Origin of the sequence: Prevotella sp. ne3005, from assembly GCF_900110085.1 — a bacterium.
In the GTDB taxonomy this organism is placed as follows: Bacteria; Bacteroidota; Bacteroidia; order Bacteroidales; family Bacteroidaceae; genus Prevotella.
Genome location: NZ_FOCK01000001.1, coordinates 610,221 through 632,830 on the forward strand (window position 1 = coordinate 610,221; position 22,610 = coordinate 632,830).

The following is a 22,610-nucleotide window of genomic DNA, read 5'->3' on the forward strand; positions in this document are numbered from 1 at the left end:
TATGAGTGAAATTCAAAACTTAAACCCAGCGTGCATCTGGAAGAACTTCTATGCACTGACACAAGTTCCACGTCCCAGCGGACATCTGGAGAAAGTACAGCAGTTCCTGCTCGACTTCGGCCAGAAGGCCGGCGTAGAGGTCTTCAAGGATCCTGCCGACAACATCGTAATGCGCAAGCCTGCCTCACCCGGTATGGAGAACAAGAAAGGCGTAATCTTGCAGGCTCACATGGATATGGTGCCCCAGAAGACACCTGAAAGCACCCATAACTTCGAGACGGATCCCATCCAACCATGGATTGATGGCGAGTGGGTAAAGGCTAAGGGCACCACCCTCGGAGCCGACAATGGTCTTGGCGTGGCTGCCATCATGGCCATCATGGAGGACAAGTCGTTGAAACATGGACCTGTGGAGGCCCTGATTACTGCCGACGAAGAGACGGGCATGTTTGGTGCCAACGCCCTGCCTGCAGGTGAGCTCAATGGCGATATCCTCATGAATCTCGACTCTGAACACTGGGGCAAATTCGTCATCGGCTCTGCAGGAGGCATCAACATCACTGCCACCCTCGACTATCAGGAGGTGGACACCGACCCAGAGGATGCTGCCGTAAAGGTGACCGTAAAGGGTCTGCGTGGCGGACACTCTGGTCTGGAGATCCACGAAGGACGCGGTAATGCCAACAAACTCCTGGTTCGACTGGTACGTGAAGCCATCGAAGAGTGCGAGGCCCGCCTGGCCTGTTGGCAGGGTGGTAACATGCGTAACGCCATCCCCTTCAAGGCAGAAGCCGTGCTGACGCTTCCGAAGGAAAACGTGGCAGCCCTGAAAGAACTTGCAGCCGACTGGCTCGAGGACTTCACCGATGAGTTCAAGGGTATAGAAAGTGGTATCGAGGTCATCTGCGAGGATGTAGAGACACCGAAGAAAGAGATTCCCGTTGAGATTCAGGACAACCTCATCAACGTCATCTACGGTTGTCACGACGGCGTGGTACGCATGATTCCCTCCTACCCCAACGTGGTAGAGACATCCTCTAACCTCGCCATCATCAACATCGGTGAAGGTAAGTCGATGATTAAAATTCTCGCCCGCAGTAGCCGTGAGGACATGAAGGACTATATCGTGAAGACGCTTGAGAGCTGCTTCAACATGGCAGGTATGAAGGTGGAGACAGCCGGTTCATACGGTGGTTGGGATCCCAACCCCGATTCTGAGATTCTGCACCTCCTGCTGAAAGAGTACAAGGACCTCTTCGGTGAGGACGGCATCATCCAGGTAGACCATGCCGGACTGGAGTGTTCCATCATCCTCGGCAAGTATCCACACCTCGACGTAGTGAGCTTCGGACCAACGATGAAATCGCCCCACACCACTACCGAGCGTGCCCTCATCGCCACTGTCGAGCCCTTCTGGACGCTCCTGAAGAAAGCCCTCGAGGATATCCCTGAAAAATGAAAGAATGAAATAATGAGGAAATGAAAACCTCAAAAATAGCATAAAAAATGAAAGAATGGATAAAAAATCGCATCGCAGGTTAATTTCATTCTTTCATTTTTTCATTTTTTCATTTTTATTTCTTATCTTTGCACCCGATAAATTAAACTTTCAATAAATTATGGACGATTACCCGGCGGACAATTACGAAAAGTAATGGCGGGGGATGAGCGAGCAAGGCTGCTAATCCCTTTGCCGCTAAAACCATTTCACAAACGAAAAAAGGATTAGCACAATGAAGACTTTCTGGAACACCCAAGGCGGACTGAACCAACTCTCAGAGTGGCAGCCCAATTGCTGGATACAGGTGACATGCCCCACCGAAGAAGACCAGCACGAACTCGAAGAGAAGTACAACATCCCTGACTACTTCATGTCGGACATCAGCGATACCGATGAGCGTGCCCGTTATGAGTACGACGACGGTTGGATGCTCATCATCCTCCGTATCCCTTATGTCAAGGAGATACGGTCAAGGACGCCATATACCACTGTACCCTTGGGTATTATCCACAAGCGTGACGTCACCATCACCGTCTGCTATTACGAGACCAATATGATGATCGACTTCGTATCGTTCCAGCAGAAACGTAACGAGGGTTTCACCGACTATGTCGATATGATCTTCCGCATCTTCCTCTCCAGTGCCGTCTGGTACCTGAAGCGCCTGAAGCAGATCTCGATGCTCATCGACAAGGCCAAGCGCAACCTGGACCGTGAGGTGAACAATGAGAGCCTGATAGGCCTCAGCCGTCTGCAGGACTCACTCACCTATTTCCAGACCTCCATCCGAGGTAACGAGAACCTGCTGTCGAAGTTGAAGTTCAAGTTGCAGATTGACGAACTCGATGCCGACCTCATTGAGGATGTGAATATTGAGATGACCCAGGCCCGTGAGACCACCAGCATCTACTCCAACATTCTTGAGTCGACGATGGATACCTACCAGAGTATCATCAACAACAATATGAATACGGTGATGCGTACGCTGACATCGGTCACAATCCTCATGATGATTCCCACATTAGTTACCTCCATGTTTGGCATGAACCTCATCAACGGCATGGAGAATAAACCCTGGGGATTTGTCTTTGCCATGATAATTTCGGTGGCAATTTCAGGCATTGCATGGTGGATTTTCCGCCACAAACGGCTAGTTTAACATCTTTTAGCTTTATTTTAGGCTTTATTCTTTACTTTTTTAGTACCTTTGACCCCAAATGCGATGATGCACCGCATCATTATACTCATTGTCAATAACTAAATAGTTAAATGATGGACTCTCAAGACAAGATCCTCGAACAGGAGGTAAAACAAGAAGTAAGCCAGGAAGTAGAAGCTCCTGAAGTTGTAAACGAAGAAGAAGCTCAGCCCCGTAAGGTCTATGAGACCAAGGCCGAGGTGCTGCGTCGTGTGCAGGATATCGCCCATGGCGAAGAGGCACCCCAGAAAGAAGAGGTCGACTATCTGAAGACAGCCTTCTACAAGCTGCACATTGCTGAGCGTGAGGCCAAGCTGAAAGCCTACCTCGATGCTGGCGGTGACCCCGAACAGTATGTAATCACCCCCGACGAAGACGAGGAGAAGTTCAAGGCCGAAATGGGTATCATCAAGGAGCGTCGCGCCAAGATCTTCAAAGAGCAGGAGGCGGAGAAACAGGAGAACCTGGTGAAAAAGCTGGCTATCATCGACAAGATTAAGGCGATGATTACCACCCCCGAGGATGCCAACAAGAACTACCAGGACTTCAAAACCCTGCAGCAGCAGTGGCGTGAAATCAAGAATGTACCTGCTGAGAAGGCCAACGAACTATGGCGTAACTACCAGCTCTACGTAGAGCAGTTCTACGACATGCTCCGCCTGAACAGTGAGGCCCGTGAATATGACTTCAAGAAAAATAAGGAGCAGAAAGAGCGCTTGTGCAAGGCTGCCGAGGACCTCGCCGAAGAGGAGGATGTCATCAGCGCTTTCCACCAGTTGCAGAAGCTCCACCAGGAATACCGTGAGATCGGCCCTGTAGCCAAGGAGCTCCGCGAAGAAATCTGGAACCGCTTCAAGGCAGCATCCACTATCATCAACAAGCGCCATCAGCAGCACTTCGAGGGTGTCCGTGCCAAGGAAGAAGATAACCTGGCTCGTAAGACCGCCCTTTGTGAGAAGGTGGAGGCTATTGCTGCCAAGGAGAATAAAGGCAGTGGTGACTGGGAAAAGCATACCAAAGAAATCATTGATATCCAGACAGAATGGAAGACCATCGGCTTTGCTCCTCAAAAGATGAATGTAAAAATCTTCGAGCGATTCCGTGCTGCCTGTGACGATTTCTTCGGTCGTAAGGCTGAATACTTCAAGGGACTGAAAGATACATTCAAAGACAATGCAGAGAAGAAGCGTGCCCTCATTGAGAAAGCCAAGGCCCTGCAAGACTCCACAGACTGGAAGTCGACAGGCGACAAGTTCATTGCCCTGCAGAAAGAATGGAAGACCATCGGTATCGTACCCAAGAAATTAGGCGATCAGCTGTGGGCAGAGTTCCTCAGTGCCTGTAACAAATTCTTTGAGGCCCGTAATGCCGCTGGAGCAGGTCAGCGCAATGAAGAGCATGCCAACCTCGACAAAAAGCGTGAGGTAATCGAGAAGCTCAAGGCCATAGCTCAGGAGACTGGCGACAATATTCAGGAGAAGGTGCAGAAGCTCGTTGAGGAGTACAATGCCATCGGCCACGTACCCTTCAAGGAGAAAGACAAGATCTTCGAGGAGTATCATGCTGTGCTTGATAAGCTCTACAAGGATCTGAACATCAGCGTGGCCAAGCGCCGTCTGAACAACTTCAAGCAGAATCTCAAGCAGGTGGCAGAACGCGGAGAGAATGCCCTCGACAACGAGCGAGCCCGTCTGTTCCGTCAATATGAGACCCTCAAGCAGGAGGTACAGACCTATGAGAACAATCTCGGTTTCCTTAATGCCAGCAGCAAGAAGGGCAACAGTCTCATCGACGAGATGAATCGTAAGGTACAGAAGTTGAAGGACGATATGAACCTCGTTCGTGAGAAGATCAAGGCGATCGATGCACAGAACCAAGAATAAAAAAAATCCCGCCGATTGGCGGGATTTTTTTTAGTTGGGGTACTCGGACTCGAACCAAGAATGACAGGACCAGAATCTGTAGTGTTACCATTACACCATACCCCAATGTCTTTTCGCTTCAGAACAACCTTGTTCCGTTTTGCGGGTGCAAAGGTAGTGCTTTTTTTGGAAACAACCAAACTTTTAGGGGAAAAATTATAAAAAAGCGCAAATTTTTCTCTTTTCTTTTGTATTTCGGGCGATTTACAGTAACTTTGCAGACAAATTCACCTATTTATATTTTAATGGAGCAAACAAAGACATTAGTCAAAACAATAACAGAGGCCATTCAGGAGAAGAAAGGCAGTAGCATCGTGATTGCAGACTTGAGGAAGATTGAAGGCACTATCTGCCAATATTTCATCATCTGTCAGGGTAATTCCCCAACACAGGTAGAAGCCATCACGGAGTCTGTCGGCGATATGGTCAGGGAACAGTTGCATGAAAAGCCTGCCCACGTGGTGGGTCTGGAGAATGCCCAATGGGTAGCCATGGATTATACCGACGTACTAGTACATATCTTCCTACCAGACGTTAGGGAATATTATGACCTAGAGCACCTGTGGGAAGATGCTCCCCTGACAAGGATTCCTGACTTGGACTAGGAGAAGTGAAAAGTGAGATGTGAAGAATGAGAAGTAAAAAATGAAAAGTGAATAATAATGGATAATAATCAAAGACAAAACAATAATAACGGCAACGGCCCGAAGATGAATATGCCCCGGTTTAACATGAACTGGATCTACTTCATCGCCATCCTGGCCCTCGGACTACTTTATTTCTCCAGTGGCGGTCCCACTAACAGCAGTGTAGCCAAGACAGCCACTTACTCTGAGTTCAAGTCGATGGTCACTAACGGCTATGCTTCGAAGATTGTTGTCAACAAGTCGCAAAGTACCATCAAGATGTATGTCAAGCCGGAACATATCCGCGACGTGTTCCATCAGGGTACACAGCAGACGGGCACTGATCCCTATGTCGAGGTAGAGTTCGGCAGCATCGATCAAGTAGAGGAGTTCATCGAGAAAGCCAAGGAAGACAAGACCTTCACTGGCAGTTATTCCTATGAAAATAAGCGTGATAACGAGTTCTTCACCAATATCATTTATAACATGCTACCCATCCTGCTCATCGTGGGAATATGGATCTTCTTCATGCGCCGCATGGGTGGTGGAGGCATGGGCGGTGGAGGCGGTGTCTTCAGCGTTGGCAAGTCGAAAGCCAAGATGTACGAGAAGGGCGGCGACCTAGGCATCACGTTCAAAGACGTGGCTGGTCAGGCTGGTGCCAAGCAGGAGATTCAGGAAATCGTGGATTTTCTGAAGAATCCGGAGAAATATACCGAGTTAGGTGGTAAGATTCCCAAGGGTGCGTTGCTTGTAGGCCCTCCAGGAACGGGTAAAACGTTGTTGGCAAAGGCTGTGGCCGGAGAGGCTGGCGTACCGTTCTTCTCGATGTCAGGTTCCGATTTCGTGGAGATGTTCGTCGGCGTCGGTGCCAGTCGTGTCCGCGACCTCTTCCAGCAAGCAAAGCAGAAGTCACCCTGCATCATCTTCATCGACGAGATTGATGCAGTGGGACGTGCCCGCAGCAAGAACCCTGCCATGGGTGGTAACGACGAACGCGAGAACACGTTGAATGCCCTCCTCACGGAGATGGACGGCTTCGGCACCAACTCGGGTGTCATCATCCTCGCAGCCACCAACCGTGCTGACATGCTCGACTCCGCCTTGTTGCGTGCAGGACGATTCGACCGTCAGATACATGTCGACCTGCCAGACCTCAACGAGCGTAAGGAGGTATTTAAGGTACATCTCAAGCCGGTGAAGATCGATGATAGTGTAGATATCGACTTCCTCGCCCGCCAAACCCCAGGTTTCTCGGGTGCCGATATCGCCAATGTCTGCAATGAGGCAGCCCTGATTGCGGCCCGTCATAACAGTTCGATGGTAAAGAAGCAGGACTTTCTCGATGCCGTCGACCGTATCATCGGCGGTCTGGAGAAGAAGACCAAGGTGATGACCGAGGCCGAGAAACGTTCGATAGCCATCCATGAGGCAGGCCACGCCACCATTTCGTGGTTCACTGAGTTTGCCAACCCATTGGTGAAGGTCAGCATTGTGCCGCGCGGTCAAGCTCTTGGTGCCGCTTGGTATCTGCCTGAGGAGCGCGTGCTTCAGACAAAGGAGGCAATGCTCGACGAGATGTGCTCACTCTTAGGAGGACGTGCTGCTGAGGAACTATTCATTGGTCATATATCCACAGGTGCCATGAACGACCTGGAGCGCACCACCAAACAGGCTTATGGTATGATTGCCTTTGCCGGTATGAGCGATAAGTTGCCCAACATCTGCTATTACAACAATGCGGAATATCAGTTCCAAAAGCCATACTCCGAGACAACGGCCAAGATTATGGATGACGAGGTGCTGCGCATGATCAACGAACAGTACGAGCGCGCCAAGAAAATCCTGACGGAGCACAAGGAGGGGCATGCCCAACTGGCTCAGTTGCTTATCGACCGTGAGGTAATCTTCGCCGAAGATGTAGAAAAGATTTTCGGCAAACGTCCCTGGATCAGTCGTTCTGAGGAGTTGCTCGAAGCCCAGATGAAGGCCGATGCCGAGCGTATGGCTGAGGAGCGTGCCAAGGAATTAGAGGCCGAGGCTGCAAAGGAAGCCGCCAAGGGTTTGGAGAAGAAAGAAGATGAAGATGATAAAACCGAAGCGTGAATATGAATAACTTTATCGTACGCACCATCACAGCCGTATTCTTCGTGGCTGCCATCGTTTGCAGTTTCCTGCGCCCAGAGGCCATGGTACTGCTCTTCGCCCTTGTCACAGGGCTCACCGTCTGGGAGTTCACCGGTCTGGTAAATCAACGCGAGGGAGTTACAACCAACAGGATGATCTGCACCGTGGCAGGCGTCTATTTCTTCCTTGCCATGGCGGGGTACAGCAGTGAGCTCACGCCCTCGGCCGTCTTCATCCCCTATCTCGTCACACTCATCTACCTCATGGTAGAAGAACTTTACCTGAAGCACGAGGACCCCATCAACAACTGGGCATACACGATGATGAGCCAGCTCTACATCGCTCTGCCTTTCTCTTTGCTCAACGCCCTTGCCTTTCATTTCTCACCACAGGGATTCGTCACTTTCGACCCCATACTGCCCCTCTGCGTGTTCGTCTTCCTATGGATCAACGATGCCGGTGCATACATTTGCGGATCCTTGTTGGGCAAGCACAAGCTCTTCCCTCGCATCTCTCCGGGAAAATCCTGGGAAGGCAGCATAGGCGGAGGCATCCTCGTGATGGCTGCAGCCATTGGCGTATGGTATCTCACAGAACAATATGGCGTCAACCAGTTTCAGCTCTCTGCCATCCAGTGGGCAGGTCTTGGACTGATGGTTGTCGTCTTCGGCACTTGGGGCGACCTCATAGAATCGCTCTTCAAGCGCACCCTTGGCATTAAGGATTCTGGACATATCCTGCCTGGCCACGGAGGAATGCTCGATCGCTTCGACTCTTCCCTCCTGGCCTTCCCCGCTGCCACGGTCTATATCTATACGCTGATTGTTTTCTGATTACTTCCTGTCGTAACGGACAGTAAGTGTCGGTTTGTAAGTATTTTCGAGGGTGAGAGTGATGAAACCGCCGTCGGCCTCAAACTTAGCCACCTTGTGGTCGTCACCGTGCTTCGGCATGTTGGGCCAGGCACCAAGGTCCTTCTCGAAGTCATCACGCATCTGCTGCCAGAGCTGACGAGTACTGTCGTTAGATAGGAGATTCCAGTTCTCCTGAAGGGCAGCCACCTGTCCGTCCTTCTGAGCAATCACAAGACGATAACGCACGGCATCGCAGCCCATGACTACCATCTGGAAAGCAGAGTCGGTCTTAGCCGAGTCAACGGCAAAGCCGCGCTGCTGGAGAGAGTCGATGAATGTCTGGAAGGGCAAGCCCATGGAGAGTCCACGATAGGCGAGTTCTTTCTTCTCGCTGCTGCAGGCGCAAAACGCTGCAATTGCCACAAGGGCTACAAAGATTTTCTTCATAATCACGAATTGTTAATGGTTTCTGGCGACAAAGTTAAGAAAAAAACCGAAGATATTCAAAAATATGAAGAAAAAACACTAACTTTGCAGCCATGTTTGCACTTAACTTATTGCTTTCGACACTTTTTGCCCTGCCTCTGGCAGAGGAAGACACCATCCGGACGGAACGTCTGGACGAGGTGGTTGTGACTTCCAACTCTGCCCGCCAGCGTGTGCAACAGGTACAGACAGGTGCCGAACAGCTGCAGTTGAAGGAACTGACTGCCTCGCCACAGCTTTTCGGCGAGCGCGACATCATGCGTTCCATCCAGCTGTTACCCGGTGTCAAGGCTGAGAGCGATGCCTCCAGTGGTTTCCAGGTGAGAGGTGGTACGGCGGCACAAAACCTGATACTCTACGATCTCTCACCCGTCTATAACGCCAGTCACCTGGGCGGACTCTTCTCTGCTTTCAACGACGATGCTCTGGCTGCAGCCACCTTATATAAAGGAATGCTACCTGCCCAGTATGGCGACGCCTCATCGGCTGTGCTCGACATCACAGGACGCACAGGCAATAAACAGCACCTACATGGTGGTCTGAACATCGGACTGTTGGCCACGAAGGCCACCTTTGAGACACCCATCGTGAAGGATAAGGCTGCACTGCTCCTGACAGCACGCCGTAGTTACATGGACCTGTTTTTGAACTTCTCTGATGAGTTTAAGGGCAACAAACTCTATTTCTACGATGTAAACGTGAAGGCCGACTGGATTATTAACCGTCGTAACCAACTGTTTCTCAGTTTCTTTACAGGAAACGACCGTACGGTCATTAAGGAACTGGCCGATATTGGTTGGCAGAACCTCTCTGCCAGTCTGAAGTGGCTTCACCATTTCAACAACGACGGCAACTATTCACAGGCCACAGCCTACTACAGCGGTTATGACACAGACAACGGCATCGACATTCTCGACCTCAACGCCTGGTTCTCAGGCCATATCCGTCATACAGGCTTCCGCGAGGACCTGCACCTCTCGTTGGGCACTTGGCAGATGGATGCTGGTGTGCAGACAGCCCTGCTGAACGTGAAATCGGCCGAGTGGGAACATATCAGCATCCATGAGAAAGAACAACGCCGGGCTTGGGAGAATGCAGTCTGGGTCAATATGAGCCTCCCCTTGACCAAGCAGATCAATGTGTCGGCAGGTCTGCGCCTCAACTTGTTCTCTCCCTTAGGCGGTTCCCTCTACTACGACATCGAGCCCGACGGTTCCATAGGTTGGTACTACAACTATGGTAACAACGAGATTGTGAAGACCCATACAACGTTGGAGCCACGCCTCTCGCTGAACTGGCAGACCACCGAGCTGACTAGCATTAAACTGGGCTATACCCGTACATCGCAGAATGTCCATGCCCTCCGCAATCAAAGCACCTCCACCCCCTTCGACCGCTACACTATGAGCAGTAACATCATCAAGCCCGAGGTGGCCGATCAGGTGAGTGCAGGTTTCTATATGATGACCCCTTTACAGACCTATGACTTCTCTGTAGAAGCCTATTACCGTCTCATCGACAACGTAATCGACTATCGCGACGGCAAGACTTTCAGCAGTGAGATTGAGATTGAACGCCTCGTATTGCCCGGCAAGGGGAAAGGCTACGGAGTGGAACTGAGCGCCCACAAGAACAACGGACGGCTGACGGGTTGGGCCAGCTATACCCTCTCATGGTCGAAGACGAAGATCGAGGGTGTGAACGGAGGCCGCTGGTACGATGCCAACAACGACCGTCGCCACGATGTTAATATTGTGGCCATGTATAAACTCAACAAGCGGTGGATGTTCAGTGCCTCTTGGATCTTTAACAGTGGCCAGGCATTTACAGCCCCCAGTGCAAAATACCAGCTAGAAGACAACTGGATCTACTACTACACTGAGCGCAATGGCTATCGTGCTCCCGACTATCACCACCTTGACGTGAGCGCCGTCTGGAGTCAACAATACAAGAAGCACTCTACTGAGTGGGTCTTCAGTATCTACAACATCTATAACCGTTATAACCCCTATCTCATCAACTTCGAGGACGGCGAGAACGGTGCCGGCACAAAGGCCACGCAGTACAGTCTTTTCGGCATCCTGCCGAGCGTATCGTTTAACATCAAATTCTGAAACGATGAAGAAACACCTCCTATACCTTATATATTTAACGAGTGGCCTCATCCTTACCGCTTGTGAGAAGGAGATTGACATCGACTACCACGATGCCGACATGAGATATGTGGTCGAGGCTTTCGTCTCTAACACGGGGACTACCGTTCGCATCAGTAACACCAAGCCCATGGATGACAATACCACCAGCAGCAACATCAACAATGCGACGGTGATACTCACGACCGACGACGGTACCCACATGACCATCCCCTACAGCAACAACGGCTTTTATACCTCTGGTTTCAAAGGTATTCCAGGAACTACTTATCACCTTGACATCGACCTCGACGGCTATCACTTCACCTCGTCATCCACCATGCAGCGCATGCCCATGATGAACGAGTTCCGCATTGTCAGGAAGAAAATGTTGTCCAACGATTACATCTTCGGCGACATCCGCCTACAGGATATCCCCAACGAAAACAACTACTATTTCGTGCATATCTACCGCAACGGCTTAGGCTACCGTTGGGCTGCCTTGAAGGACGAGTCCAACCCCAACAAGGAACTACAGCAGCTGTTCGGCTTCTTCCGTGAGGGCAGCAACGAAGATGGAGTGCTCCACGAGGGCGACAGGCTAAAGATCGTCATCCGCGCCATCGACAGGGGTGCCTACGATTTTCTCAAATCCATGGGGACCATGGACCAGACGAGCACGAATCCTATCGACAACTTCACAGGAGGCTGTCTCGGTTATTTCTCTGCCCATAGCGAACTTATCTATGAGCTGGTCTATTCCAGTTATTTGATTGTCAACGACGATGAAGACTGACCTTTGCGGATGACAAAGGCCACCGTCACGTGGTGTGTTTCATCCTCATACTTCAGCCAGATGGTCTCTTCAGTAAACGATACCACCTGAGCCAAGATTTTCCGGTCTACACCCTCGGAATCGGTGTATTCCAGTTTCATATTGTAATTATCGCACTGATAAGAACCTTCAGAGATCAGACTGCCGTCGAAACTCCAGGCAGAGAACGAGCCCTTACGCACCATACCGTTGTAAGTGCCGTCGCCAGTAAACACAAACTTATCATAGGCGATTTCCTCCGGTTTTATTTCCGTAGTGCCATCAATGATGACATCACCCTCGCCCCAGCCACGCTGCCAGGTACCGACGATGATATCCCCGAGGCGGCGCCCATCGTCATCGCCCGCACCACAAGCAGGGAGGAATAAAAGGGCAGCCAGAAAGGCTGCCCTCCATATTGTTTTCTTACTTAACATTTCCAACCTTAACCAGATACTCGGCAATCTGAACAGCGTTTAAGGCAGCCCCCTTGCGGATCTGGTCGCCTGAGAGCCAGAATGTCAGACCGTTTTCGTCGCTCAGGTCCTTACGGATACGTCCTACGTAGACATCATCCTTGCCGGCAGTCTCCAGCGGCATCGGATAGGTCAGCGTTGCGGGATCATCCTTCAACGTACAGCCAGGTGCAGCGGCGATGGCCTTCTGGGCCTCCTCCACGCTGATAGGCTTCTCGGTCTCAATCCATACACTCTCCGAGTGAGAGCGCAATGAGCTGACGCGGACACACATGGCCGAGCACTTGGCATCGGTATGCATGATCTTACGGGTCTCGTTATACATCTTCATCTCCTCCTTCGTATAGCCGTTGGGCTGGAACACGTCAATCTGGGGAATCACGTTATAAGCCAGCTGGTGGGCGAACTTCTTCACGGTCTTCACCTCGCCATCTTCCACCATCTCCTTATACTGCTGCTGGAGTTCGGCCATGGCAGCAGCACCTGCACCTGAGGCACTCTGGTAAGAAGCTACGTGGATACGCTTGATGTGAGAAATATTTTCCAGGGGCTGCAATACCACCACCATCATAATGGTTGTGCAGTTCGGGTTGGCAATAATGCCACGGGGACGGTTCAGGGCGTCCTCGGCATTGCACTCAGGCACCACCAGGGGCACATCATCATCCATACGGAAGGCACTCGAGTTGTCAATCATCACGGCACCATATTTCGTGATGGTCTCGGCAAACTCTTTCGACGTACCGGCACCAGCAGAGGTGAAGGCGATGTCGATATCCTTGAAGTCGTCATTGTGCTGAAGCAACTTCACTTCGATCTCCTTACCCTTGAAGGTGTACTTGCGGCCAGCACTGCGCTCTGAGCCAAACAACACCAGTTCATCCATCGGAAAATTACGTTCGTCGAGAATACGCAGGAACTCCTGTCCCACGGCACCACTCGCACCTACAATTGCTACTTTCATCTTGCCTATTTCTTTAATTGGTTTATAATTTGGCTGCAAAATTAATAAAAATCTATCAATTCTGCATCATTCGGCTAAAAAAATCGTATCTTTGCACACGAAATGATGATTTTAACATCCTATTTGCCAATCACCGACCCCACACTTATCTTCTTTGTGGTGCTGTTGATCATTCTCTTTGCGCCTATCGTGATGAGTAAGCTGCGCATCCCCCATATCATCGGCATGGTGCTGGCGGGTGTCGTCATCGGGCAGTATGGATTCAACATCCTGGAGCGCGACAACTCCTTTGAGCTCTTCGGCAGGGTGGGACTCTACTACATCATGTTCCTGGCCGGACTGGAGATGGACATGCAAGGCGCGAAGAAACAATCCCAGCGGTTCCTTATCTTCGGACTCCTTACCTGCCTCGTGCCCCTCATCCTTACCTACGTCATGGCAATGGCTTTCCTCGGATACTCGGGTAAAGCCTCCTTCCTCTTAGGCTGTATCATGGCATCCAACACGCTGATTGCCTATCCCATCATCGGGCGCTACGGTCTGCAGCGCCACCCGAGTGTCGTTCTCAGCGTAGGTTCATCGATGATCTCACTGTTCCTGGCCCTGGTGATGCTGGCAGCCCTCTCCGGCTCATTCGAGAACAACAGCGGCTGGATGTTCTGGTTCCTCTTTGTGGCGAAGTTCACCCTCTTCTGTGCGGGCAGCATTATCCTCATACCGAAGCTGACGCGCTACTTCCTGCGCCGTTACAGTGATGCCGTGATGCAGTACATCTTCGTCCTGGGCATCATGTTCCTCAGCGCCTCCCTGACCTCACTTATCGGCCTCGAAGGCATCTTCGGCGCCTTCTTCTCCGGACTGATCCTCAACAGATACATCCCCCACGTCTCGCCCCTGATGAACCGCATCGAGTTTATCGGTAATGCCCTGTTCATCCCCTACTTCCTGATTGGTGTGGGCATGCTCATCAACGTGCGCACCCTCTTCACGGGCATCGACGTCATCTGGGTGGTACTCCTCATCGTCTTCTTCGGCACCTTTGGAAAGGCTGTCGCAGCCTATATCTCCAGTCTCATATTCCGACTGCCGAAGGCCGATGGACATATGATGTTCGGCCTCACCTCGGCCCATGCGGCTGGTGCCATCGCCATGGTTATGGTGGGCATGCGCCTCGAAATGGCCCCCGGTCAGTATCTTGTCAACGACGATATGCTCAACGGTGTGGTCATGATGATCCTCTTCACCTGTATCATCAGCACTCTGATGACTGAGCACGCCTCCCAGCAGATTATCCTGCAGGAGAAGCGCCATCCCCATAACGAGGCGCCACAGACCGACGACGAGAAGATCCTGCTTTGTGTGAAGTATCCTGAGATTGCGCCCCACCTGCTCTACCTCTCTATCCTGATGCGCAACCAGCGCCTGAACCGTGAGCTCGTGGCACTCAATGTGGTCTACGACGATCAGAAGAGCAACACCGCCCGCCAAGAGGGTATCCAGTTGCTCGAACGGCTCCAGCAGACGGCCAGTGCTTCGGATGTTAAGGTACAGACACAGGTACGTCTCGCCACCAATATAGCCAACGGCATCAAGCATGCCTTCCGCGAGTTTGCCTGTTCCGAGATTATCATGGGTATGCACGTCCATACCGATGCCAACCCGCGTTTCTGGGGTGAGTTCATCCAGAGCCTTTACAATGGTCTGAACCGTCAGATCATGCTTACGCGCTTCGTCCAGCCCATGTCCACCCTGCGCCGCATCCAGGTGGTAGTGCCCTCCAGGGCTGAGTTTGAGCCGGGCTTCCACCGTTGGCTGGAGCGTCTGAGCCGATTGGCAGGCCAGCTCGACTGCCGCATCCAGTTCCATGGCCGCAACGAGTCGCTGGTACTGATAGCCGAATATATCAACAACCGCCATCCCAACGTCAGGGCCGAATACACCTCGATGGCCCACTGGAACGAGCTTCCACAGCTTGCTGCCGGTATCGCTGAGGATCATCTCTTCGTTGTGGTCACCGCCCGTAAGGGTACCATTTCCTATAAGAACGCTCTCGAACGCCTGCCCGACGAGCTGCAGAAGCACTACTCCGGCAAGAACCTCATGATTATCTTCCCCGACCAGTTCGGCAACACGAAGGACGAGCACATGAGCTTCACCGAGGCCCAGCACCATGAGGAGAAGAGTATCTACGACACCATCCTGCGATGGATACACGAGAAACGAAAAGTGAATAATGAATAGTTATGATTGACATCAAGAATATCACCAAGAGCTTTGGCTCACTGCAGGTGCTCAAAGGCATCGATCTCCACATCGACCGTGGCGAAGTGGTGAGCATCGTCGGCCCCTCTGGAGCCGGTAAGACCACGCTGCTACAGATCATCGGCACCCTCGACCGTCCTGATTCAGGAACTGTCTGTGTAGATGGCATCGACGTCACCAGCCTCTCCCAGAAGAAGCTGTCCGACTTCCGCAACCAGCACCTCGGCTTCGTGTTCCAGTTCCACCAGCTGTTGCCAGAGTTCACGGCCATCGAGAACATCATGATTCCCGCCTATATCGCTGGCACCTCACAGAGGCAGGCCAAGCAGCGGGCCAAGGAACTGCTCGATTTCATGGGTCTCACCGACCGTGCCACCCATAAGCCCAACGAGCTCTCCGGTGGTGAGAAACAGCGTGTGGCTGTGGCCCGCGCCCTTGTCAACAACCCGGCTGTCATCCTTGCCGACGAGCCCTCCGGCTCCCTCGACACGAAGAACAAGGAGGAGCTCCACCAGCTCTTCTTCGACCTGCGCGACAAGTTCGGCCAGACGTTTGTCATCGTCACCCACGACGAGGCGCTGGCCAGTATCACCGACCGCAACATCCATCTGCGCGATGGACTCATAGAAACTCCCATCATACCCCAAGAAACATGCTTAGACTCGGAGACTACAACACCCTCAGAATAGTCAAGTCCGTAGACTTCGGACTCTATCTCGACGGTGGCGAAGAAGGCGAGATCCTCCTTCCCCAGCGTTACGTAACCAAAGATATGCACATCGGCGACGAGATTGAAGTGTTTATCTACCTTGATCAGGAAGAGCGCCCCGTAGCCACCACCGAGCATCCTATCGCCAAGGTGGGTGAGTTCGCCAGCCTTGAAGTGGCATGGGTCAACCAGTATGGCGCTTTCCTGAAATGGGGACTGATGAAGGACCTCTTCTGTCCCTTCCGTGAACAGAAGAAGCGGATGGAGCAGGGACAGCGACACATTATCTATATTAAGGTAGACAAAGAATCCTACCGCCTGATGGCCACTGCCAAGGTCGAGAAGTACCTTGAACCCGCCCCAGCTATGAAGCATGGCGATCCTGCAGATATCCTCGTCTGGCAGAAGACCGACCTCGGATTCAAGTGCATCGTCAACAACCGCTATCAGGGTCAGATCTACGACAATCAGATATTCCAGCCCCTCCATAGCGGCGACCGTCTCTCAGGCTTCATCGACCACGTGCGCCAGGATGGTAAGATCGACCTTACCCTCCAGCCCTCAGGCCGTCAGCACACCCTCGACTTTGCCGAAGTGCTGCTGCGTTACCTCTATGAGAACGATGGCTATTGTAATCTCGGCGACAAATCGCCCGCCGAACTTATCTACGACCGCTTCCAAGTCTCGAAGAAGGCCTACAAAAAGGCTATCGGCGACCTCTACCGCCGCCGCCTCATCACCATCACCGACGATGGCATCCGATTAGTCAAATAGCAACACCCCACCAAAAACTCCCGGAAGTCCAGTGTTTATCGGAGATTGAGCGTGGTGGGGTGATGGTCTAACACTCCACCAAACACTCCACCAACACTACACCAAACACCCCACCTCCTGATTATTAAACCAGTACGGAAGTATCAGCTCACGAATCTCATAAAACCATCTGCTCATAAAGCCGATGGTGGAACTATCGAGTCGCCAATGGTGTAGTCTTTGGTGGGGTGTTGGTGGAGTGTTTGGTGTAGTGTTTGGCCAACACCCAACCATACGGAAAGCTGATAAACACAGGGCATGCGAAAGATTGTGGTGGGGTGTTGGGTGGACGTTGCAGTAAGCTAATTCATAGTTATAATACGACTAACTACCAGTTAGGATAGTCCAAACCTGGAGATTCTCAAGAGAATTCAGAGGTTTACCCGGAGTAAACTCTGACTTTAGTCGGAGTAAAGTCCCACTTTACCCGGCACTGACTCTATCCCTGCATCACCGGAAGATAGTCTTTTTACACTCGTTCAAATAGTCTTTTACGCTCGTCCAGATAGTCCTTTACACTCGTCCAAATAGTCCCTTACCCCTATAAGGGATTATCTCAACACTTTATTGGAGATATTGGAACAACCGTTACAAACAACAAAGAAAAAGCCATGAAAACTTGCAAATATCAATAATAGTTCCTATCTTTGCATCTATGAATAAGGAAACATACATCAGCCGCAGGGCAAAACTAAAGAAGGACATGGGCAGCGGGCTGCTGCTCTTCCTGGGCAATGACGAGGCTGGCATCAACTATGCCGACAATACCTATCGCTTCCGTCAGGACTCCACATTTCTGTATTTTTTCGGTCTTAACTATGCCGGCTTGGCCGCCATCATCGACATAGATGCTGACACAGAGATCGTCTTCGGTAATGATCTGACCATCGATGATATCGTCTGGACGGGTATCCAACCGACACTCAGCGAGAAAGCAGCGACCGTAGGCATTACGAAGACAATGGCTCTGAGCGATTTGAAAGGCTATCTCGACAAGGCTCGCAGTAAGGGGCAAGCAGTGCATTTCCTGCCTCCCTACAGGGGCGACCACCGCGTGTGGCTGTGGGAGCTGCTCGGCATAGAGCCGAAGGCACAGACCTCCATGGCCTCTGAGCCACTCATCAAGGCCATCGTCTCTCAGCGCAACCATAAGGATGAAGAGGAGATTCGCGCTATTGAGGCATCGGTGGACCTGAGCACCGAGATGCACCTGGCCGCCTATCGCATGGTGCGCCCAGGCATCTACGAGTCGCAGGTGGCTGCCGTCGTTGAGGAAGTGGCATGCCGATACGGTGATGCACTGGCCTTCCCCACCATCGCCACGATACAGGGACAGGTGCTCCACAATCATGGATTCATCCACCAAATGAAGGAGGGTGACATCTTCCTGCTCGATGCCGGTGCAGAGACGAAAGAGCATTATGCGGGTGATCTGTCATCGTCGATGCCTGTAGGCGATCGTTTCACAGACCGACAGGCAGAGGTCTATCAGATTCATCTGGAGAGCTTCTATGCAGCCGTGGATAAACTGAAACCTGGGGTGCCCTTCCGGGAGGCCCATATGGCTGCTGCCACAAAGATTGCCGAGGGAATGAAACGGCTGGGGCTGATGAAAGGCGACCCTGCCGAGGCTGCGGAGACGGGGGCTTATGCGATGTTCTTCCCTTGTGGACTGGGCCACATGATGGGCCTCGACGTACACGATATGGAAAACCTCGGAGAACAATATGTAGGCTATGCCGAGGGGGAAGTGAAAAGCAGGCAGTTCGGTTTTAAGTCCTTACGCCTGGCGCGTCCTTTGGAACCAGGGTTTGTATTTACCGTAGAGCCTGGCATCTATTTCATTCCGGAATTGATGGACAAGTGGCGCGCAGAGCATCTGCATGAGGATTTTATCTGCTACGATGCACTTGATGCATGGCGTGACTTCACGGGACTACGCAATGAGCTCAACTACCTGATAACCCCCACAGGCGTCCGCCTTTTAGGTACTATCAAGAAGCCCATGACCATCGAAGAGGTCTACAAAGCCAAAAACAGTTAGAAGATACGGCCGACGAGGCGGATATTGAGAACGGGGAAGACCTTGATACGGCTGACAAGGCTGAGGATGTCGTCGAGGTCATCGCCCACCTTATCGGCTTCGAGGCGTTCGTCATTGACGTAGACTTTGGGCGTGCCCCAGAACTGGACACCCAGGTCTACCTGACAGCCTATACGCTTATGGGGTACGGAACGTCCGAAACCCAGTCCTAAGTAAGGGCGGAAACCAGACACCACAATCTTAGCATCGATGTTACCCTCCTCATCGGGCATGATGAAATAGTCGCCCATGGCAATACCGATGCGGCGCAAATTGTATTCCTCGACCACAGGCTGTACCTCGGGATCGACCATCGCATTGTTCCACTGGGTGATGGGCATAAGGATGCCATCGTGACGGTTGTGGAAATTGACCACGGTGCCCGTACCGATATGAGCGCCTGCCGAGAGGTGGAAACTGCTACGACGGGGGACGGGGAAATAATCGAGTATCACATGGCCCGCATTAAGTTTGGGCAACACATGGACATCGACATCCATGATATCGGCCACGGAAGGCGACACCCAGTCATCAGACGACAGCTTTGCATTAACTTCCTCAAGATGCTGGAGACATTCGCCCGGCTGATGCTCACCATCGGACTCGAGGCGCATGTGGAGGCCTCGCTTCATCTTGAACTTTGGCCAGATGTTGACACCAGCACGGAGGCCGAGATAGGGGTTAAGAACGGAAGAGACATTAATGCCGATAGCTGTTGTACCGACACTAATGCCAATTCCCATATGACTAAAAGCCTTCTGACTATCATCCTGCGCAGAAGCGACAGCGACAATGGATGTCATCATAACAATGGCCAGAAACCTTTTCATCAGCAAATGAATTTGATTAGAACTCTGCGCTCTTCGGCGTTCTCGGGAAGGGGATGACGTCACGGATATTCTGCATACCGGTAACGAACAGGATGAGACGCTCGAAGCCAAGACCGAAACCGGCATGAGGACAGGTGCCCCAGCGACGGGTATCGATATACCACCACAGATGGGTCTGATCCATCTCGCGGCGGTTGATCTCTGCCATCAGCTTGTCGTAGCTCTCCTCACGGACTGAACCACCGATGATTTCACCAATCTGGGGGAACAGCACATCGGTGCCCTGCATGGTGGGACCAGGAGCCACAGCACCCTTGTAACCAACAGAGCCTTCGCCCTGAGCCTCGTTCTGCTTCATATAGAACGACTTGAAGGCACGGGGATAGTCGGTCATGATAACGGGCTTCTTGAAGTGTTCCTCCACAAGGTAACGCTCATGCTCGCTGGCCAGGTCATCACCCCAGTTGCAGGGGAACTCGAATTTCTTGCCCTTCTTGATAGCCTCTTGAAGGATATTGATACCTTCAGTATAAGGCAGACGCACGAAGGTATCCTTCAGTACACCCTCCAGACGCTGGATAAGGGTCTTGTCAATCATCTGATTGAGGAACTGCAGGTCGTCCTTACAGTTGTCGAGGGCCCAGCGGACACAGTACTTGATGAAATCTTCCTCAAGGTCCATCAGCTCTTCCTGATCGAGGAAGGCCACCTCAGGCTCTACCATCCAGAACTCAGCCAGATGGCGCGGGGTGTTGGAGTTCTCAGCACGGAACGTAGGACCGAAGGTGTAGATGGCACCCAGGGCTGTAGCACCGAGTTCACCCTCGAGCTGACCAGATACGGTGAGAGATGTCTGCTCACCGAAGAAGTCATCATCGTAGATAATCTTGCCGTTCTCGTCTTTCTTCAGGTCGTAGAGGTTCTTCGTGGTAACCTGGAACATATTACCAGCGCCCTCACAGTCGGAGGCTGTGATCAGCGGAGTGTGGAAATAGAAGAAGCCATGCTCGTGGAAGTAGGTGTGGATGGCCATCGCCATGTTGTGGCGGATGCGCATCACGGCACCAAAAGTATTGGTACGCAGACGCATGTGGGCATTCTTACGCATCACTTCGAAGCTCTGCCCTTTCTTCTGCATGGGATAGTCATTACCACAGAGACCATAGACCTCCAGACGGGTGGCCTGAATCTCACTGCTCTGGCCGGCACCCTGGCTCTCTACCAGTGTTCCTTCGGCACAGATACAGCTACCAGTGGTAATCTGCTTCAGCAGATCCTCATCAAACTTAGCGGGGTCGACCACAATCTGTACGTTCTTGATGGTCGAACCATCGTTCAGGGCGATAAAGTCGACTGCCTTAGAGCTGCGGTGCGTGCGCACCCAGCCCTTGACGCAGATGTCCTTACCGTATTCTGTGCTCTTCAGCACATCGATAATCTTAGTACGTTTCATCTTCAATTTTCAATTTTCAATCTTCAATTACTCATAAGCTCCCATACGCAGGCGGTCTACTTCCTCCTCAGTAAGGTAACGCCAGTCACCACGCTTCAGATTCTTCTTCGTCAGACCGGCAAACTGTACGCGGTCGAGCTTCTGTACACGATAGCCAAGGCTCTCGAATATACGGCGCACGATGCGGTTCTTACCTGAGTGAATCTCGATACCCACCTGTTTCTTGTCTGTGGGGTGAGCATACTGCACATCGTCGGCCTTAATCTCGCCATCCTCCAGCTGGATGCCCTCGACAATCTGCTGCAGGTCGTGAGCGGTGACGTTCTTATCAAGATAGACATGGTAAATCTTCTTTTTCAGATACTTCGGATGAGTGAGCTTTGAAGCGAGGTCACCATCGTTGGTAAGCAGGAGCACACCCGTAGTGTTACGGTCGAGACGACCTACGGGGTAGATGCGCTCAGGACAAGCGTTCTTCACGAGGTCCATCACAGTCTTACGCTGCTGGGGATCGTCGCTCGTGGTGACATAGTCCTTAGGTTTGTTGAGCAGCACGTACACCTTCTTCTCGATGGTTACAGGCTGATCGTGGAACTTCACCTCGTCAGTGCGGAGGATCTTGGTACCCAACTCAGTGACCACCTCACCATTGACGGTGACCACACCTGCCTGGATGAACTCATCGGCCTCGCGACGGCTGCAGATACCAGCATTGGCGAGGAACTTATTCAGACGAAGCGGCTCATTGGGATCGTAGTTGATCTCCTTGTACTCGATACGCTTCTTCATGCTGTACTTGGCATTGGGATCATAGTCGGCAGTGTGTTGACGAGGACCTTTTTTATAAGGAGAAGCTCCGTAAGGCTTGCCATAGCCACCCTGCTGGGGACGACCATAACCGCCCTGAGGACGCTGACCATAGCCACCCTGCTGAGGACGACCATAACCGCCCTGAGGACGCTGCTGATAGCCACCCTGTGGGCGCTGACCATAATCACCTCCCTGACGCTGGCCATACCCCCCCTGCTGGGGACGACCATAACTGCCCTGAGGACGCTGCGGACGCTGACCATACTCGCCCTGCTGAGGACGCTGCTGATAGCCACCGGCATTATAGTTGTTACGCGGACGGAAGCTGCGCTGAGGTGTGCTGCTCTGCAGACCTGCCCCGAAACCTTCGGGACGGAAGCCTCCCTCCTCACGTGTGTTACGATAATTCGGACGCTGTTCATAGGCTGGACGCTGACCCGTGTGAATACGTGGACGTGGTGAACGTCCTGCACGGAACTCTTTCTGGAAACCTTCTTTCTGTGTTTCTTCCTGATTTTTCTCGTTGTTCTCGAAATCCATTGTTTTGCTT

Annotated in this window: 18 protein-coding genes and 1 tRNA gene; 12 read left to right on the forward strand and 7 right to left on the reverse strand. The window is 52.0% G+C overall.

Translation table 11 applies throughout. The features are described 5' to 3' along the window. Position 1 precedes the first annotated feature (1 nt). The 3 genes from BMY16_RS02490 to BMY16_RS02500 all read left to right on the forward strand — a co-directional run bounded on the left by BMY16_RS02490 (position 2) and on the right by BMY16_RS02500 (position 4,582). The gene (locus BMY16_RS02490; protein WP_091839595.1) at positions 2-1,459 is read left to right on the forward strand and encodes an aminoacyl-histidine dipeptidase; all 1,458 of its coding nucleotides are present in this window, start codon (positions 2-4) and stop codon (positions 1,457-1,459) included. Positions 1,460-1,733: 274 nt separating this feature from the next. Next, on the forward strand, positions 1,734-2,660 hold the full coding sequence (locus BMY16_RS02495) for a magnesium transporter CorA family protein (RefSeq protein WP_091839597.1): 927 nt from the start codon (positions 1,734-1,736) through the stop codon (positions 2,658-2,660). 113 nt (positions 2,661-2,773) lie between these two features. Then, the gene (locus tag BMY16_RS02500; protein WP_411267763.1) at positions 2,774-4,582 is read left to right on the forward strand and encodes a DUF349 domain-containing protein; all 1,809 of its coding nucleotides are present in this window, start codon (positions 2,774-2,776) and stop codon (positions 4,580-4,582) included. Positions 4,583-4,616: 34 nt separating this feature from the next. Here BMY16_RS02500 and BMY16_RS02505 read toward each other — a convergent pair. Then, positions 4,617-4,687 (reverse strand) — tRNA-Gln (locus tag BMY16_RS02505). 179 nt (positions 4,688-4,866) lie between these two features. On the opposite strand from BMY16_RS02505, the gene rsfS reads away from it, so the two are divergent. The 3 genes from rsfS to BMY16_RS02520 are packed head-to-tail and all read left to right on the forward strand — an operon-like array spanning position 4,867 to position 8,207. Beyond that, positions 4,867-5,226 carry a ribosome silencing factor gene (gene rsfS / locus BMY16_RS02510; protein ID WP_091839603.1) on the forward strand — a complete coding sequence of 120 codons (360 nt, stop codon included), beginning with the start codon at positions 4,867-4,869 and terminating at the stop codon, positions 5,224-5,226. 57 nt (positions 5,227-5,283) lie between these two features. After that, positions 5,284-7,353 (forward strand): ATP-dependent zinc metalloprotease FtsH, encoded by a 2,070-nt coding sequence (ftsH, locus tag BMY16_RS02515; RefSeq protein ID WP_091839606.1) that lies wholly within the window; start codon positions 5,284-5,286, stop codon positions 7,351-7,353. A 2-nt stretch (positions 7,354-7,355) separates the two neighbouring features. Continuing rightward, positions 7,356-8,207 carry a phosphatidate cytidylyltransferase gene (locus BMY16_RS02520; protein WP_091839864.1) on the forward strand — a complete coding sequence of 284 codons (852 nt, stop codon included), beginning with the start codon at positions 7,356-7,358 and terminating at the stop codon, positions 8,205-8,207. Here the strand turns inward: BMY16_RS02520 and BMY16_RS02525 are convergent, their stop codons facing one another. Then, positions 8,208-8,675 carry a hypothetical protein gene (locus tag BMY16_RS02525; protein ID WP_091839609.1) on the reverse strand — a complete coding sequence of 156 codons (468 nt, stop codon included), beginning with the start codon at positions 8,673-8,675 and terminating at the stop codon, positions 8,208-8,210. Between the two features lie 92 nt (positions 8,676-8,767). Here BMY16_RS02525 and BMY16_RS02530 point away from each other — a divergent pair, with 92 nt between their 5' ends. Next, positions 8,768-10,828 carry a TonB-dependent receptor plug domain-containing protein gene (locus BMY16_RS02530; protein ID WP_091839612.1) on the forward strand — a complete coding sequence of 687 codons (2,061 nt, stop codon included), beginning with the start codon at positions 8,768-8,770 and terminating at the stop codon, positions 10,826-10,828. A 4-nt stretch (positions 10,829-10,832) separates the two neighbouring features. After that, positions 10,833-11,642, forward strand: coding sequence for a DUF4249 domain-containing protein (locus tag BMY16_RS02535; protein WP_091839615.1), 810 nt, complete (start codon positions 10,833-10,835; stop codon positions 11,640-11,642). Here BMY16_RS02535 and BMY16_RS02540 read toward each other — a convergent pair. Beyond that, complete coding sequence (locus tag BMY16_RS02540) at positions 11,612-12,097, reverse strand: hypothetical protein (protein WP_091839617.1); 486 nt, start codon at positions 12,095-12,097, stop codon at positions 11,612-11,614. The genes BMY16_RS02535 and BMY16_RS02540 overlap by 31 nt on opposite strands. Next, entirely contained in the window at positions 12,087-13,100 is a 1,014-nt protein-coding gene (locus tag BMY16_RS02545) for an aspartate-semialdehyde dehydrogenase (protein ID WP_091839620.1), read from the reverse strand. The genes BMY16_RS02540 and BMY16_RS02545 overlap by 11 nt, the downstream gene beginning before the upstream one ends. A 102-nt stretch (positions 13,101-13,202) precedes the next feature. Here BMY16_RS02545 and BMY16_RS02550 point away from each other — a divergent pair, with 102 nt between their 5' ends. From BMY16_RS02550 to BMY16_RS02565, 4 genes are all read left to right on the forward strand, one after another. Next, on the forward strand, positions 13,203-15,341 hold the full coding sequence (locus tag BMY16_RS02550) for a cation:proton antiporter (protein WP_091839622.1): 2,139 nt from the start codon (positions 13,203-13,205) through the stop codon (positions 15,339-15,341). A gap of 2 nt (positions 15,342-15,343) precedes the next feature. Then, positions 15,344-16,051: an ABC transporter ATP-binding protein gene (locus BMY16_RS02555; protein WP_091839625.1), complete on the forward strand. Its 708-nt coding sequence runs from the start codon at positions 15,344-15,346 to the stop codon at positions 16,049-16,051. After that, on the forward strand, positions 16,015-16,845 hold the full coding sequence (locus BMY16_RS02560) for a CvfB family protein (protein ID WP_091839628.1): 831 nt from the start codon (positions 16,015-16,017) through the stop codon (positions 16,843-16,845). Before BMY16_RS02555 ends, BMY16_RS02560 begins: the two co-directional genes overlap by 37 nt. 694 nt (positions 16,846-17,539) lie before the next feature. After that, the gene (locus tag BMY16_RS02565; RefSeq protein ID WP_091839631.1) at positions 17,540-18,928 is read left to right on the forward strand and encodes an aminopeptidase P family protein; all 1,389 of its coding nucleotides are present in this window, start codon (positions 17,540-17,542) and stop codon (positions 18,926-18,928) included. On the opposite strand, the gene BMY16_RS02570 is transcribed toward BMY16_RS02565, so the two are convergent. Genes BMY16_RS02570 through BMY16_RS02580 form a run of 3 tightly spaced genes read right to left on the reverse strand, consistent with a single transcriptional unit; the run spans position 18,925 to position 22,600 of the window. Next, positions 18,925-19,797, reverse strand: coding sequence for a hypothetical protein (locus BMY16_RS02570; RefSeq protein ID WP_091839634.1), 873 nt, complete (start codon positions 19,795-19,797; stop codon positions 18,925-18,927). The two genes, BMY16_RS02565 and BMY16_RS02570, sit on opposite strands and share 4 nt — an antisense overlap. A gap of 16 nt (positions 19,798-19,813) precedes the next feature. Further along, positions 19,814-21,250 (reverse strand): asparagine--tRNA ligase, encoded by a 1,437-nt coding sequence (gene asnS, locus BMY16_RS02575; RefSeq protein WP_091839636.1) that lies wholly within the window; start codon positions 21,248-21,250, stop codon positions 19,814-19,816. 27 nt (positions 21,251-21,277) lie between these two features. Then, positions 21,278-22,600 (reverse strand): pseudouridine synthase, encoded by a 1,323-nt coding sequence (locus BMY16_RS02580; RefSeq protein ID WP_091839638.1) that lies wholly within the window; start codon positions 22,598-22,600, stop codon positions 21,278-21,280. Between the last annotated feature and the right edge of the window lie 10 nt (positions 22,601-22,610).